Source organism: Streptomyces sp. NPDC059874 (assembly GCF_042731135.1).
Classification (GTDB): domain Bacteria; phylum Actinomycetota; class Actinomycetes; order Streptomycetales; family Streptomycetaceae; genus Streptomyces.
On sequence record NZ_JBHWJY010000038.1, the window covers coordinates 12,830 to 28,367 of the forward strand.

Below are 15,538 nucleotides of genomic sequence, written 5' to 3' on the forward strand. Positions count from 1 at the left end.
CATACGGGTGTGCGGTGAACGGAACGATCGAGGGGCGGCGGTCCGGGGCCTCGGCCTCAGGCCTGTGCGGCCGGCCAGGCCAGACCTCGTACGGCCGGAACCATCGCGGTCGCCGCGCTGACCACCAGCGCGACCGCCGCGGCGGTGACCAGTACGGTCGCGGGTGCGCCGTACGTGAGCAGGTGCGGGACGGCCACCAGGGCGAGCGGGGAGACGCCCAGCGAGATCAGCCAGTCGACGCTGGAGACCCGGCCGATCAGCTCGCCGGGCACCCGGCTCTGCAGGGTGGCCGCCCAGGCCACGGTGGCGGCCGACAGCACGGCCCCCACCACGGTGGCCACCGCGACGGAGGCGACCACCGACGGGGACAGGCCGAGCAGGACGAAGCCCCCGCAGACGACGGCCATCCCGCCGAAGATCAGCAGGCCCGGCGGGATCCGCCGCAGCCGGCCCACCAGCAGGCCGCCGAGCAGCGCACCGGCGGCCTGGCTGCCGACCAGCAGGCTGTACGTGCTCGCGCCGCCGCCGAGCACATCGGCCGAGGCCAGCGGCAGCAGGGCCTTGGCCGGGGCGACCACGAGCGCCACGCTGACGCCAAAGCTGCCGATGGACACCCACAGCCAGGGGTGGGAGAAGACGTAGCGGATTCCGCCGGTGGCCTCCTTGAACAGGCCGTCCCCCGAGGCGGGCCGGTCGGGCACCGGCCAGCGTCCCGCGAGCAGCACCAGGGCCAGTGCCAGCGCGAATCCGGCCGTGCCCAGTCCCAGCGAGACGGTGGCGCCGGCCGCGGCCAGCAATACCCCGCCGAGGGCCGCTCCCGCGATGCCCGCGGTGCGCAGGGCGATCGCCTGGAGCGAGTTGGCCGCCAGCAGTTCCGTCTTGGGCAGCAGCTCGGTGAAGGCCAGGGTGAACGCGGGCTCGAACGCCCCGTCGCCCAGGCCCAGCAGCAGCCCGCACGCGGCGATCGCCCACACGCTGCGGCCGCCCGCCGCGACCTGGGCGGCCACGCCCGCGGTGGCCAGGACCCGGGCCAGATCGGCCCAGAGCATCACCTTGCGGGCGCCGAACCGGTCCGCGAGGGCACCGCCGGCCAGCAGCATCAGCACGGTGCCGGTGGCCTGCCCGAAGAGGGTGTAGGCCAGCAGCGCCGGGCTGCCCGCGGTGACCGCGTACCCGGCGAGCGACACCTGGAAGACGAAGTCGCCGGTACGGGAGAGGCATTGGCCCGTGTACAGCAGCCGGAAGCGGCGCCTGCGCAGCGGTGCCCGCAGACCGGTCCCCGCGGTGCCGTCGGCCGCCCGTTCCCCGGTGGTGGCGGGCTCGGTCGCGGCGCTCATCGGTGGGCCGCCAACTCGGCGTCGACCAGACCGCAGAGCGTCTCCAGCGGACCGCCGGGGTCGAGCATGGTGAAGTGCGTGCCCGGCGTGTCCCGGACGGTCAGCCGGCCGCCGCACCGCGCGCCCCAGCCGAGGTCGTACGGTTCCTCGGTCACGTCCGCGCTGCGGTCCTCGGCGCGGAACAGGACCACGTCGCCGTCGAACGGCTCGATGACGTGCCGCTCCAGGGCGGTGCCGTTGTGCCGGTAGGCCTCCAGCATCCGGCGCAGCCGGTCCTCGTCGTAGTCCGCGGGCAGCGAGCCCGCGGCGACGCCCTGCTCCAGCAGGTGCCGGATCCGTTCCGGCTCGGGCATCGCGCCGAGTTCGGCGAGGTCGAGGTCGAGCTTGAGGGCCATGGTCACGAGGATCCGGGTGGCGTAGTCCTCGGTGGGGTCCAGGTCCATCCGCGGGTTGGTGTCCAGCAGGGCGACGAGGCCGATCTCCTCGCCGGCCGCCTTCAGCTGCCGGGCCGCCTCGAAGGCGATCACCCCGCCCATCGAGTACCCGCCCAGGTGCCAGGGGCCGCCCGGGTGGACCTTGCGCATGTGCTCGATGTAGACGCGGGCCATGTCCGCGAGGGAGGAGCAGGCCTCCTCGCCCGGCTGGATGCCCGGCGACTGGAGGCCGTAGACGGTCAGCCCCTCGCCCAGCGCGCGGGCCACCGGCGCGTACCGCACCACCGTGCCGGCCAGCGGCGGGAAGAGGTACAGCGGCGCCGTCCCGTCACCCGCCCGCAGCCGTACGAGCGGACCCGCCGCCTCGGCCTCGGCGCCGTCGCGGACCCGGCGGGCCAGCGCGGCCACCGTCGGGGCGCGGAACAGCTCGTTCAGTTCCAGCCCGGTCCCGAAGTGGGCCCGGACCGATCCCATCAGCCGGACCGCGGTGAGCGAGTCCCCGCCGAGGTCGAAGAAGTCCTCGTCGATGCCGACCGAGGCGCGGCCCAGGGCCTTGGCCCACAGGTCGCACATCTCGAACTCGACGCCGTCGCGGGCCCCGGCCGCACTGCCGGCCGTGTCGGCCCCGGGCAGCGGGCGGGCGGCGAGGGCCTTGCGGTCGACCTTGCCGCTGGGGGTCAGCGGGAAGCCGTCGACCGTGACGTAGGCGGCGGGCAGCATGTAGTCGGGCAGGACTCCGCGCAGGGCGCGGCGCAGCCGCTGCGGGGCGAGCTCGGCCCCGGCGGCCGGCAGGCAGTGCGCGATGAGCCGCTTGCCCCGGGTGGGCGAGTCGTCGACCACGACCACCGCGTCGGCCACCCCCTCCTGACGGCGGACCTGGGCCTCGATCTCGCCCAGCTCCATCCGGTAGCCGCGGACCTTGACCTGGCCGTCGCGCCGGCCCAGGCACTGGATCCGTCCGTCGGGCAGGGTCCGGCCGAAGTCACCGGTGCGGTACAGGCGGTGGCCGTCACGGACGACGAACCGCTCCGCCGTCATCTCGGGCTTGCCCCGGTAGCCGTCCGCGAGCGCCGCGCCGAAGACGCAGATCTCGCCGGGCACACCGGCCGGCAGCGGCTGTTGGCGGTCGTCGAGGATCTCCACCCGGGTGCGGTCCACGGCCAGGCCGATGGCCGGCAGGTCCGGCCAGGTGTCCGGTGTGCCCGTCAGCCGTTCCGCCGTCACGACGTGCGTCTCCGAGGGGCCGTACTGGTTCTCCAGGAAGGCGGGTACCCGGGTGAAGAAGGTGCGCAGCGCGTCGGTCACCTGGAGCTGCTCGCCGGCCGTGACGACCTCGCGCAGCGACTGCGGGTAGACGCCGGTCTCGGCGGCCGCGTCGGCCAGCTGCTGGAGCGCGACGAAGGGGGCGAAGACCCGGTGCACCCGCTGGGCGTCCACGTAGTCGAGGAGCCGGGCCGGGTCGCGGCGCACCGATTCGTCGACCAGGACGAGCGTGCCGCCGCTCGCCCAGGTGGAGAAATGCTCCTGGAAGGCCACGTCGAAGCTGAACGCCGCGAACTGCAGGGTGTTCCAGCCCTCTTCGGAATCGGAGCGGCCGAGCTGCCAGTCGATGAGGTTGGCGAGCGGGCCGTGCGGCATCTCGACACCCTTGGGCAGGCCGGTGGAGCCGGAGGTGTAGATGATGTAACCGAGGCCGTCGGACGTCGGACCCGATTCGGCCACCGGGGCGTGTGCCTCCGGGGCCTCCGGGGCCTCCGGGGCCTCCGGGGCCTCCGGGGCGTCGAGCCCTTCGAGTACATCGTCCAGCAGCAGGACGCGTACGCCTTCGGGCACCGTGATCGTGCCGGCCACGTCGGAGTGCACGAGCAGGAGCTCGGCCCGACTGTCCTCCAGCATGTAGTCGAGGCGCTCGCGCGGGTAGGCGGGATCCAGCGGCACGTAGCCCGCGCCGCTCTTCAGCACCGCCAGCAGCGCGACGGCGAGTTCGGGGGACCGGTGCGCGCACAGGGCCACCGCCCGGTTGGCGCCGAGCCGGCGGGCCAGCCGGTCCGCGGCGAGCCTGAGGGTCGCGTAGTCGAGCTCGCCGCCGTCCCAACGCAGCGCCGGGGCCTCCGGGATGCGCTCCGCGGTCCGGTCGAACAGCTCGTGGGCCGGTGCCGGTCGCGCGGTGTCGCCCTCGGTGCCCGTACGGTTCTCCGTCGCGGCCGGCGCGGTCAGCGGGAGCGTGCCCACCGGGGCGAGCGGCTCGTCCGCGGCGCCGCGCAGCAGGGTGAGCAGCGCCCGGTTGAACTCCTCGGCGGCCGCGGGGCTGTAGACGTCGGTGGCGTACTCCAGGATGCCGCGGTAGCCGTCCGTCGCGTCCGGGACCAGGGTCAGGGTGAGGTCGAACTTCGCGGTCCCCGAGTGCAGCGGGACGGCGCGTCCGGTCGCCGCGCCCAGGCTCAGCTCGGCCTCGGGTGCGTCCTCCACGACCAGCATCACCTGGAAGAAGGGCGAGCGGTCCAGGCTGCGGCCCGGTGCCAATGCCTTGACCAGGGCCGGGAAGGGCAGGGCGGCCCGGCCCAGGTCGGCGCGCAACTCCTTGCCGGTACGGGTGACCAGCCCGGCGAAGGACTCCTCGGGGGAGATCCGGCGGCGCAGCACCACCGTGTTGGCCAGGTAGCCGATCAGCTGCTCCGCGGCGGCGTGCTCGCGCCGGGCCACCGGGGTGCCGATGGCGACGTCCATGGTGCCGTCGTCCGCGGCGGGTTCCTGGGAGACCCGGGCCAGCAGCAATTGGAGCGCCGCGGTGAACAGGGCGAAGGGGGTGGTGCGCTGCTTGCGGGCCAGGGTGCGCAGTCGGGCGGCCAACGGGCCGGGGATGTCGAAGCTGGCCGTCGCGCCCCGCTGGGTGGCCACCTCGGGGCGTGACACGTCGTGCGGCCAGGTGCTCTCGGCGGGGGCTCCGGCGAGCCGCTCCGTCCAGTACGCCAGGTCCTCCTGGTGGCCGGCGGCCGCCTCGGCCAGGGCGATCCGGTGCTGCTCGGCGTAGACCGGCAGTTCCCCGGCGGGCAGCGGGGCGCCGGCCAGGGCCGCCTCGTAACCGGCGGTGAGCTCTCCGCGCAGCACGTCGATCGACCAGCTGTCGAAGCACCCGTGGTGGACGACCAGGACGAGCAGCGCGTCCCGGTCGCCGGTACAGAGGAGCAGCGCGCGCAGCAGCGGCAGCGCGGACAGTGACAGTGGCTCGGCGGCGAACTCCCGCGCCGCGGCGGCCGCTTCCGCGGCCGGGCGGCCGCGCAGGTCCCGTATCTCCAGCGGCACCTCGGCCGGGGCCGCGGTGACCATCGACGGCTGCCCGTCGGTGACCCGGACGCAGCTGCGCAATGCCGGATGGCGTGCCACGAGCGAGGTCAGGGCCTGGGCGAGGGCGCCCGTGTCGAGGGCGCCGCGGATCTCGTAGGCGACGGGGACGTTGTAGACGGCGGACTTGCCGCGCAGCGATTCGTCGAGCCACAGCGACTGCTGGCCGGAGGAGAGCGGGACGGCGGCGGAAACGGGGTTCATCGGATCGTTCCTCGAAACGGGGTGGGGGCGCGGCCGGACCGCGCGGGAAGAGGCGGGTGGGGGAATGCGGGCGTACGGTCGTCACGGACCGGCGACGGCGGTCCGGGTCGGTACCGGGAACCCGGCGTCGACGCCGGGGGCGGCGGTTGCCCGGGGCGGCTCTAGGCGGCCGCGGCCGCCCGCCCGCCGAGCCATGCGCGGGCCCGCTCGGTCACCCGGTGGGTCAGCCGGACGGACTCGCCGAGGTACCGCGCCGGGTCGAAGAGCACGTCCAGCTCCGCCGCGGACAGCACCTGGCCCAGCTCGTCGTCGGCCTCGATCAGTTCGCGCAGCGACCGCTGCTCGCTGATGCCCTGCTGGATCAGCTGGTAGATCCGCTCGTGGGCGCTCTGCTTGCCCACGTGGCCGGCGAAGGCGAGCATCAGGCTCTCGGTGGCGACCTGGTCCCGTACGGACAGCACGTTGGCCAGCGCCCGGTCGGACCGCACGGACAGCCCCTTGAGCACTCGTGTGGCGATCTCGCAGGCCGTCAGGGTGTAGTGGGAGACGTCCGGGACGCACACCCACTCCATGCGCAGCGTCCGGCCGTCGCGTTCGTGGTCGCCGCCCATCGCGGTGAGCGCGGTGCCGACCTGGGCGGCGGCCAGCCGGGCCATGACCACGATCTGCTCGCAGCCCTCGGGGTTGCGCTTGTGCGGCATCGTGGAGCTGCCCACCTTGCCCAGGTACCAGGCCTCCTGCACCTCGCCGATCTCCGGCCGGCCGAGGGTGCGGATCTCGTCGGCGATCCGGCCCAGGGTGCCGGACACCATCGCGAGGGTGGAGACGTACTCGACCATCCGGTCGCGGGACGCGTGCCAGGCGGTGTCCGGCACGCTCAGGCCGAGCCGCTCGGCCAGCCGCTCCAGCAGCTCCGGGCCGCGGCCGTCGAAGCCCGCCATGGAGCCGGCGCCGCCGAACAGCTGGAGCGTCAGCACGCGCGGCCGCATCGCCTCGACGCGCTCGGCGTGGCGGAGCAGTTCGTCGATCCAGCCGGAGGCCTTCAGGCCGAAGCCGATCGGCAGGGCGGGCTGGGCGTGGGTGCGGCCGAGCACGACCGTGGCGGCGTGCTCCTCGGAGATCTCCACCAGCCGTTCCACCAGCCCGGCGATCAGCTGCTGCAGATTGTCCAGCACCCGCTTCATGGCCAGTACCTGGCCGGTGTCCTGGATGTCCTGGGTGGTGGTCCCGAAGTGGATGAACTCGCCCGCCTCGGGGCCGCACACCGTCTGGAAGGCGCGCAGCACCCCGACCAGCGAGTGCGCGGTACGGCGGATCTCGGCCCGGACACCGTCCAGGTCGAGCAGGTCCACCCGGGCGCTGTCGGCGATGCGGTCGGCGGCCCACTGCGGGATCATGCCGAGTTCGGCCTGGGCGAGCGCGAGTTCGGCCTCGATGTCCAGCCAGCTCTGGAAGCGGCAGACGTCGCAGAAGATCTCCCGGCTGGTCTCGGTGGCGTAGATGTGGCCGTAGAACCGGGAGTCGGTGATGTGGCCCCGCTCGTGGGCACAGGTCGGGACGTCGGCTGCGGGGTGCATGGTTCCTGTCGTGTGGGCGGTGGGGTGGGTGGTCGTGGCCCGGGCCACGGGCAGGGTCGGGGTGCTCAACGGTTCTCTCCGGAGGTAACGCCGATGACGGTGCGGCGGGTACGGGCGGCCCGGCGCAGCGCGCTCTGGGAGTAGGGCCCGGTGCCGTACGGTCGGTCGCCGCGCTTGTCGATGGCCACCGAGGCGAAGTCGAGGGCGGCCTGACGGGGCGTGGTGCGCAGGTTGCGCGCCCGGCTGAGCAGGTCGTCGAGCAGGTCGTCCATCATCGCGGCGACGCTGTCCAGGACCTCCTGGGGCGCGGGGGTGGCGGCCGGGCCGAACAGGGCGTCGATCGAGGCGGATCCGCCGATCCCGCCGATGAAGTCCGGCACCACCAGCACCCCGTGGTCGGCGAGCCGCTGCTCGACGGGGGCGCTCAGCCCGTGGTTGGAGCCGACCACGACCACCGGGCACGGCAGCACCCTGGCCTGCTCCTCGCTGATGGCGTCCTCACCGGCCGCCAGGATCAGTACGTCCGCGGGCAGGTCCAGCAGGCTCTCGCGGGGGAGCCGCAGGGCGCCGGGGGCGAGGGAGTCGACGGCGCTGGTCTGGTCGCTGTCCAGCATCCGGGCGATGTCGAGGCCCCGGGGGTCCACCACACAGGCGTGGGCGTCGGCGACGGCGGTGATGCGGACGCCGTGCTCCAGCAGCGAGTACGCGGCGGCCCGTCCCATGTTGCCGAAGCCCTGCAGGGAGCAGGTCAGGGCCGAGAGCTCGCGGCCCTGGCGGCGTGCGGTCGCGAGGGCGGCGTGCGCCAGGGCGTGGCCGGCCCGGCGCTGCCCGAGGGTCAGCGCGCCGACCGGGGCGTCGAGGGCGCGCAGCCGGTCGAAGAAGTCCTGGTCGGCGATGCCCTGGGCCTTCTTCACCACGTACTTGATGGAGGGGATGCCCTCCAGGGCGGCCAGCTCCTCCAGCTCGTGCCAGCGGGTGCCCATGTCGCAGCCCATGCTGAAGCGCCCCGACAGCTCCTCGCGCAGGAAGTCGAGGAACCGGCGGACGGCGGCGGGCTTGCCCGGGGAGGCCGGGTCGTAGTCGATGCCGGCCTTCGCGCCGTCGACCCCGAGGCCGAGGACGCGCTGCTTGAGGGTCATCCGGGAGGCCAGGGAAGCGACGAGTTCCTCGGTGACTCCGGGCTGTACGCGGAATCCGCCGGCGGCGATGTCGGCGGTGTGGCCGTCGTAGACGAGCCAGCCGCTGAAGCCTTCGACGGGGTCGGTGTACTGAATGGTGGTGGACACGACTTACCTCTTTCCTCCGCACCGGATGTGGCGGCCGGTCGAGCCGACGTAGGAAATCTCGCACCGGGAATTCGGCGGGACCAGATCCGGCCGGATCAGGAAGCTGCACCGGCCCCTGCAGTTTCCTGTCAGCCGTCGCCCGGACCGGACTCCGGTGCGCTGGTAGAAAGAACGAGCCAGGCCGGTTCAGGCCAACTCCACTGAAAGAACGCCTCTCGAGGGGGATCAGTCGTGCAGACAGTCGTGCGGACGCCGGAGCCGGATGCCCGGGAAGTGGCGAGAGCGCGGACGCGCACCGTGGTCAAGGTGGGCTCGTCCTCGTTGACGAGTGCGGCCGGCGGCCTGGACGCCGAACGGCTGGACGCGCTGGTCGACGCGCTCGCCGCGGCCCGGGGCCGGGGGGAGCGGCTGGTGCTGGTGTCCTCCGGGGCCATCGCCGCCGGCCTGGCCCCGCTGGGGCTGACCGCCCGCCCGGCGGACCTCGCCCACCAGCAGGCCGCCGCCAGTGTCGGACAGGGCCTGCTGATCGCCCGTTACACCGCTTCCTTCGCCCGCTACGGCATCCGGGTCGGTCAGGTGCTGCTCACGAACGATGACGTGACGCGCGACGGGCAGTTCGGCAACGCCCGCCGCACCCTGGACGCGCTGCTGGCGATGGGGGTGCTGCCGGTGGTCAACGAGAACGACACCGTCGCCACGGACGAGATCCGCTTCGGCGACAACGACCGGCTCGCCGGGCTGGTCGCCGGGCTGGTCCGGGCCGACCGGCTGGTGCTGCTCTCCGACGTGGACGGGGTCTACGACGCCGATCCGCGCCTGCCCGGCAGCCGGCGCATCGCCGAAGTGCGCTCCGGCGCCGAGCTCGACGGCCTCGACCTGTCGTCGCCCGGTTCCGGGCTCGGCACGGGAGGCATGGCCAGCAAGCTCGCCGCCGCCCGCTCCGCCACCGAGGCCGGCATCACCGTCCTGCTGACCTCCGCGTCGCAGGCGTCCGAGGCGCTGGCCGGTCGCCCGTGCGGCACCCTCTTCCACGCGCGCGATACGGGATGGGACGTTGCCGAGGGCCCCCTGGAGGAGCCGTTCGACGGGCCCCTCGACGGGCCGCTCGACGGGCCCCTGGACGGGTCGCTCGACAGGCTCATGGGCATCGTCCGGGATGTCACCGGGCGGCCGGAAATCACCCCCGACACGCAATTCCACGACATTGGTGGAACGTCTCTCCAGGCCATGCGCATCTGCGCCCGCCTGCGCACCCTGACGGGAATTCCCTTTGCCCCGCAGGACGTTTTCGAAAGTCCTTCCCTGAGGGAATTCCTCGCCCCCGGCACGGAGATACGCCATGCCGCCTGAGGCCACTCCGTCCGAAGCGATGCCGCCCGAAAGCGCGGGCGCCCCGGATTCCGGCAGCCGGCTCATCCACACGGCCGTCACCCGACAGGCCCGCGTCCGCCCCGCCGCCACCGCCCTCGTCGAAGGCTCCGCCCGGATCTCGTACCGGACCCTCGACCACGCTGCCGACACCTACGCCGCCGCGCTGCGAGACCTCGGCGTCCGCCCCGGCGACCTGGTGCCCGTCGCCCTGCCGCGCGGTTCCCGGCTGATCGCGGTGCTGCTCGCCGTCCTCAAGTGCGGGGCCGGGTACGCCGTCCTCGACCCCGCCCAGCCGGCCTTCCGGCGGCGCGAGACCATCAGCCGGCTCGGCTCCCCCGTCCTGGTTACGGCCGCCCCGCAGCACTCGGACCAGGAGCCGGCCGCGGGCCGTGGCGCCGGCGTCTGGGCCCCGCCGGCCGAGGCCCTGGAGGAGGCCGCCGGTCGACGGATCCGGGCCGTCCACCACGAGGTCGACGCCACCTCCACGGCCTCGGTCTTCTTCACGTCCGGCACCAGCGGCCCGCCCAAGGCGGTGCTCTCCCCGCACGCCGCCACCACGCGGCTCTTCGCGGACCGGCCCGTCGCCGGGCTCGGCCCCGGCCGCACCATGCTTCAGGCTGCTCCCGCGTCCTGGGACGCCTTCTCCCTGGAGGTGTGGGGGCCGCTCACCACCGGAGGCACCTGCGCCCTCGCCGCCACCGACCAGTTGCTCCCCGACGACCTGCGCCGACTGCGCGCCGAGGCCGGGGTGGACACGCTCTGGCTCACTTCCGCCGTCTTCAACCTGTTCGTGGACGAGGACACCGCGGCGTTCAGCGGGCTGCGGACCGTCCTGACCGGCGGCGAGACCCTCTCCCCGTCGCACGTCCGGACCTTCCTGGCGCGGCACCCCGGCATCACCCTGATCAACGGCTACGGCCCGGTGGAGAGCTGTGTCTTCGCGACCACCCGGACGATCCGGCCCGAGGACTGCGACCTGCCGGACGGCATCCCCATCGGCACGCCGGTACCGGGCACGGACGTGCACCTGGTGGGCGGCGAGATCTGGGTGACGGGCGAGGGCCTGGCCCACGGCTACCTCGCCGACCCGGCCGCCACCCGGGCCGCCTTCACCACGCTCACCCTCGACGGACGGCCGCGCCGCGCCTACCGCACCGGCGACCGGGGCGAGTTCGACCGGCACGGCGTGCTGCACTTCCACGGACGCGCCGACCGCCAGGTCAAGATCGCCGGCCATCGGCTGGAGCCCGCCGGCATCGAATCGGTGGCTCGCACCGTGCCCGGGATCCGGCACTGCCACGTCCTGCCGGTGCCCGCGCGGGGAACCGGCCCCGGTGCGGGCGGACCCGGCGCGGCCCCCGACCACCTGGCGCTGTTCTACACCTCCTGGTCGAACGACCTCACCGCCGCCGCCATCCGCCGCTCCCTCGCCGACCGGCTCCCCCGCTACAGCGTGCCCGCCGCCGTCTACCGGGTCCCCTACCTGCCCGTCACCGCCAACGGCAAGGTCGACCCCGCCGCCCTGCTGTCCACCCTCACCGCCGCCCGGAGCACGTCATGACCGCCTCCTCCTCGTCCGCCCCGTACCCCATGACGTACGAGCAGGAGTCGATCTGGCTCAACGACCAGCTCCATGACGGGTCCTCGCGCTACGTCGAGTCCTGGAACCACCGGCTCCGCGGCCCCCTCGACCACCGGGCCGTCGAGACGGCGCTCACCGGGATCGTCGAACGGCACGCCACCCTCCGCTCCCGGCTCGCCCTGGAGGACGGCCGGGCCGTGCAGTACGTCGAGGCGCCCCGCCCGGTGAGCGTGGACAAGCGCGCCGTGCTGCCGGGCGAGCTGGAGCGGGCGCTGCGGGAGGCGGTGCGCGGCCCCCTGGACCTGACCCGGCCGCCGTTGCTCCGGGCCACGCTGCTGCACCTGGGCCCGCAGGACGCCGTCCTCGCCGTCGCCCTCCACCACGCCCTGGTCGACGGCTGGTGCTTCCGCCTGCTGGACCTGGAGTTCAGCGCCCGCTACCGGGCCGCGATTGTCGGCGAGCGCCCCGACCTGCCGCCGCTGGAGAAGACCTTCGCCGACTACGCGCGGGAGCAGCGCGCCCGGCCCGCCGCCCACCACGAGGAGCTGCTCGACCACTGGCGCCGGGTGCTGGACGGCGCGCCCGCGCAGTCCACCGTGCCCGCCGCGCGGCCCCGCCCGGACGTCCCCGACCACGGCGGCGGGCAGGTCCGCTTCCGGATCGGGGCCGACACCGGCCGCCGGATGCGGGAGCTGGCCCGCCTGCACCGCACCAGCACGTTCAGCGTCCTCGCCGCCTGTCTCACCGCGCTGGTGGCGCGCTCCTGCGACCAGGACGACGTCGTCATCGGCACCCCGGTCTCCCGCCGGGACGAACCGGACCTCGAACCGCTCCTCGCCTGCCTCACCGATGTCCTGCCGCTGCGTCAGACGGTGGACCCCGCCCGTTCCTTCACCGAGCTCCTGCGCTCCACCAAGGCCACCGTGTGGGACGCCGTGACCCATCGCGACATCCCCTTCGGACATCTCGTCAAGGCCCTCGACACCGAGCGCAGCCCGGCCCGGTTCCCGTTCTTCCAGGTGGTGCTGACCGTCGACGACGCCGCCGCGCCCGGCCTCGACCTGCCCGGGATCGCCTCCGAACAGGTCCGCGTCGACCACGGCACCGCCAAGTTCGACCTCTTCTTCCACCTGGTGCCCGAGGACGGCGGCTACCTCGGCATGCTGACCTTCGCCGACGCCCTGTACGACGCCGCGCACGCCCGGCGCATCGCCGAGTGGTTCACCACCCTGCTGGACAGCGCACTGGCCCGGCCCGACGCGGCGCTCGGTGAGCTGGCGATGCTGTCGGACGCCGAATACGCCCGGGTCACCGCGGAGTTCACCGACGGGCCTTCGGTGACGGCCGAACTCCCCTTGGCGCACGAGGCGTTCAGCCGCCAGGCCCGGCTCACTCCGGACCGGCCGGCCGTCGTCGACGGTTCCCGCGAGATCGACTACGCGACCTTGGACGCCGCCGCCGACCTGCTGGCGCGCAGGCTCACCGCCCTCGGCGCGGGGCCGGGCCGGCGTGTCGCGGTCCGCCTGGACCGCGGGCCCGACGTTCCGACGGCCGTGCTCGCCGTGCTCAAGAGCGGTGCGTGCTGCGTGCCGCTGGATCCCTCGCTGCCCGCCGCGCGGACCGACCTGGTGCTCGCGGACAGCGGCGCCTGCATCCTGCTCACGCGGACCGACACCCCGGGGGCCCGCCCGGCGGCCGCGGGTGTGCGGGTGCTGCTCCTGGACGCTCCGGACGGCGGGTACGAGCCGACCGCGCCCGCGCTGCCCGCCGCCGGCCCGGACGATCCGGCCTACGCCGTCTACACCTCCGGCTCCACCGGCGCCCCCAAGGGCGTCGCCATGCCGCACCGGAGCCTCGCCAACCTCACGGACTGGCAGCGCCGCCGCTCCGCCGCGGCCCCCCGCACCCTCCAGTTCGCCCCCATGGGCTTCGACGTCTTCTTCCAGGAGCTCTTCGCCACCTGGGCGGGCGGCGGCACCCTGGTGCTCGCCGGGGACGACGCCCGAAGGGACCCGGCCCTGCTCCTCGCCCTCGTCGCCGAACAGCGCGTCGACCGGCTCTTCCTGCCGTTCGTCGCCCTCCAACAGCTCGCCGACCACGCGGCGGCGGCCGGCCTCGGCTGCCCCGTCCCCGAGGTCGTCACCTCCGGCGAGCAGCTCCACGTCACCCCCGCCGTCCGGGCCTTCTTCGCCGGTACCGGGGCGTCGCTGGACAACCAGTACGGCCCCTCGGAGACGCACGTGGTCACCGCCCACCGGCTGACCGGCGACCCCGCCGGCTGGCCCGCCCGGCCGCCCATCGGGCGCCCCGTGCAGAACGCCCGCGTCGAGATCCTGGACCGGGCCGGCCGGCCCGTGCCGCAGGGCGCCCCGGGCGAGATCTGGGTCGCCGGCACTCCGGTGGCGGACGGCTACCTGGGGCGCCCGGAGCAGACCGCGCTCCGCTTCCGTCCGGATCCCCGGGTCCCGGGCGGCCTGCGCTACCGGACCGGCGACCTGGGCCGGTTCGGTCCGGACGGGCTCGTCGAGTTCCTCGGGCGCGACGACGACCAGGTCAAGATCCGGGGCCACCGGGTGGAGCCCGGCGAGGTGGAGTCGGCGCTGCGCGCGCTGCCCGGCGTCACACAGGGCGCGGTCACCGTCGTGCAGGGGCCCGCCGGGCCCCGCCTGCACGCCCACTTCGTACCCGGTCCCGGCTCGCCCGCCCTCACCCCGGGCGCGGTCCGCACCGCTCTGGCCGCCGTCCTGCCGGGGTACTGCGTGCCCTCCCGGGTCCTGGCCCACGCCGGCTTTCCCCGTACCGCGACCGGCAAGCTCGACCGGCTTGCCCTGGACCGCGCCGCGGCCCCCGCCGCCCGCACGGAACCCACCGGACCCGCCGGACCCGCCGGCGCGCCCCCGACCTCCGCCGCCGAACGGATCGTCGCGCGGGCCTGGCAGGAGGTCCTCGGGCAGGCGCCCGCGGGTCCGGACGAGAACTTCTTCGACGTCGGCGGCGACTCCCTGCTGGCCGTCCGCCTCGTCCTCGCCCTGCGCACCGCGACGGGCACGGCCCTCCCCGCCCACGCCGTCTTCGGCTTGCCCACCCCCGGCGCGCTCGCGGCCCGCCTCGACGGGGCGGGCGCGCCCGAGGAGGAGGCCCCCGCCCTGGCCGTCGACGCGGTGCTGCCCCCGGACGTACGGCCCGCCGCCGGCGTCGAGGCCTGGATCGCCGACCCCCGCCACCTCCTCCTCACCGGAGCCACCGGCTTCCTCGGCGCCCACCTGCTGTACGAGCTGCTCACGGGGACCGCGGCCCGGGTGCACTGTCCGGTCCGCGCCGCGGACCCCGAAGCGGCCCGGGCCCGGGTCGTCGCCGCCCTGCGCGCGCACCGGCTGTGGCGCCCCGACTTCGCCGACCGCGTCCGCGCGTTCCCCGCCGATCTGGCCGCACCGGGTCTGGGCCTCGCTCCGGGTCTCTTCGACGAGCTGGCCCGTACCGTCGACGCCGTCTACCACTGCGGGGCAGCCGTCAACCTCGCTCATTCCTACGCCCAGTTGAAGGCCGCGAACGTCGACGGCACCACCGAGCTGCTCCGTCTCGCCGCCCTGCACCGAACCGTTGCCCTGCACCACGTGTCCACCGTCGGCGTCCTGGCCCCCGGGCCCGGTTCCGGCCCGGTGGTCCACCCCGACGACCCGCTGCCCGGCCCCGGCCTGCTCCGGCACGGCTACGCGCAGAGCAAGTGGGCGGCCGAGAAGCTGCTGGCGCAGGCCGTCGAACGGGGGCTGCCGGTCACCGTCCACCGCCCGACCCGGATCGCGGCGGACACGGCCACCGGCATCTGCCAGCCCTCCGACTACTTCTGGCTGCTGCTCAAGGCCTGCGTCGAGGCGGGCCTCGCCCCCACCGAGGACCCGGGCGGGGAGATCTCCTTCGACCTGGTCCCCGTCGACCACGTCCGGTCCGCCGTGGTCGCCCTCACCCGCCGCCCGGACACCGTCGGCCGCACCTTCCACATCGCCGCCGACCACCGGGTGACCCTGGACACCGCCGTCGGCTGGCTGCGCGCACTGGGTCACTGCATCACCGGCACCACCAGTGCCGCCTGGGCCGCCCACGTCGAAGCCCGCCGGCTCCCAACGGGCCTGACCCTGCTCGCCACGGTCCGCGAGGGCGGCGCCGAGACCGCCCTGCGCTACGACGTCTCCCCGACCCGGGCCCTGCTGCCCGGCCACGTCCCCACGGCGCTCACCGCCGAGGGGTTCGCCGCGACCGTGGCCCACTTCACGGCGTCGGGCTTCTTCCCCGCCCCGGGGCCGGACACGGCATAGTCCGTCGGGACGCGCCGTCGAACATGGCAGCCGGGGGTAGCGGACCGGGTTCGCGGCGCGCCGCCGGTCCGAGAGGGGAGCGCAGCCTGTAG

7 protein-coding genes are annotated in these 15,538 nt (G+C 74.7%); 3 read left to right on the plus strand and 4 right to left on the minus strand.

Features of this window, described 5'->3' with window-relative positions; all coding sequences use genetic code 11:
• Positions 1 to 56: 56 nt before the first annotated feature.
• The 4 genes from ACFV9H_RS22035 to ACFV9H_RS22050 all read right to left on the minus strand — a co-directional run bounded on the left by ACFV9H_RS22035 (position 57) and on the right by ACFV9H_RS22050 (position 8,180).
• The gene (locus ACFV9H_RS22035; RefSeq protein ID WP_385400752.1) at positions 57 to 1,337 is read right to left on the minus strand and encodes an MFS transporter; all 1,281 of its coding nucleotides are present in this window, start codon (positions 1,335 to 1,337) and stop codon (positions 57 to 59) included.
• Positions 1,334 to 5,317 (minus strand): amino acid adenylation domain-containing protein, encoded by a 3,984-nt coding sequence (locus tag ACFV9H_RS22040; RefSeq protein ID WP_385400755.1) that lies wholly within the window; start codon positions 5,315 to 5,317, stop codon positions 1,334 to 1,336. The genes ACFV9H_RS22035 and ACFV9H_RS22040 overlap by 4 nt, the downstream gene beginning before the upstream one ends.
• A gap of 161 nt (positions 5,318 to 5,478) precedes the next feature.
• Positions 5,479 to 6,963 carry an adenylosuccinate lyase family protein gene (locus tag ACFV9H_RS22045; protein ID WP_385400758.1) on the minus strand — a complete coding sequence of 495 codons (1,485 nt, stop codon included), beginning with the start codon at positions 6,961 to 6,963 and terminating at the stop codon, positions 5,479 to 5,481.
• The gene (locus tag ACFV9H_RS22050) at positions 6,960 to 8,180 is read right to left on the minus strand and encodes a Glu/Leu/Phe/Val dehydrogenase dimerization domain-containing protein (protein WP_385400760.1); all 1,221 of its coding nucleotides are present in this window, start codon (positions 8,178 to 8,180) and stop codon (positions 6,960 to 6,962) included. The genes ACFV9H_RS22045 and ACFV9H_RS22050 overlap by 4 nt, the downstream gene beginning before the upstream one ends.
• Before the next feature lie 231 nt (positions 8,181 to 8,411).
• Here ACFV9H_RS22050 and proB point away from each other — a divergent pair, with 231 nt between their 5' ends.
• From proB to ACFV9H_RS22065, 3 genes are read left to right on the plus strand one after another with little or no spacing between them, the layout of a single operon-like run.
• Positions 8,412 to 9,530 carry a glutamate 5-kinase gene (proB, locus tag ACFV9H_RS22055; RefSeq protein ID WP_385400762.1) on the plus strand — a complete coding sequence of 373 codons (1,119 nt, stop codon included), beginning with the start codon at positions 8,412 to 8,414 and terminating at the stop codon, positions 9,528 to 9,530.
• The gene (locus tag ACFV9H_RS22060; RefSeq protein ID WP_385400765.1) at positions 9,520 to 11,112 is read left to right on the plus strand and encodes an AMP-binding protein; all 1,593 of its coding nucleotides are present in this window, start codon (positions 9,520 to 9,522) and stop codon (positions 11,110 to 11,112) included. The genes proB and ACFV9H_RS22060 overlap by 11 nt, the downstream gene beginning before the upstream one ends.
• Positions 11,109 to 15,446 (plus strand): amino acid adenylation domain-containing protein, encoded by a 4,338-nt coding sequence (locus ACFV9H_RS22065; protein ID WP_385400767.1) that lies wholly within the window; start codon positions 11,109 to 11,111, stop codon positions 15,444 to 15,446. Before ACFV9H_RS22060 ends, ACFV9H_RS22065 begins: the two co-directional genes overlap by 4 nt.
• Positions 15,447 to 15,538: the final 92 nt, after the last annotated feature.

What these genes read in the sequence shown, in the direction of transcription:
- ACFV9H_RS22035 (WP_385400752.1), bottom strand. Translation starts at nt 1,337, where the DNA reads ATGAGCGCCGCGACCGAGCCCGCCACCACCGGGGAACGGGCGGCCGAC.
- ACFV9H_RS22065 (WP_385400767.1), top strand. Translation starts at nt 11,109, where the DNA reads ATGACCGCCTCCTCCTCGTCCGCCCCGTACCCCATGACGTACGAGCAG.
- ACFV9H_RS22060 (WP_385400765.1), top strand. Translation starts at nt 9,520, where the DNA reads ATGCCGCCTGAGGCCACTCCGTCCGAAGCGATGCCGCCCGAAAGCGCG.
- ACFV9H_RS22040 (WP_385400755.1), bottom strand. Translation starts at nt 5,317, where the DNA reads ATGAACCCCGTTTCCGCCGCCGTCCCGCTCTCCTCCGGCCAGCAGTCG.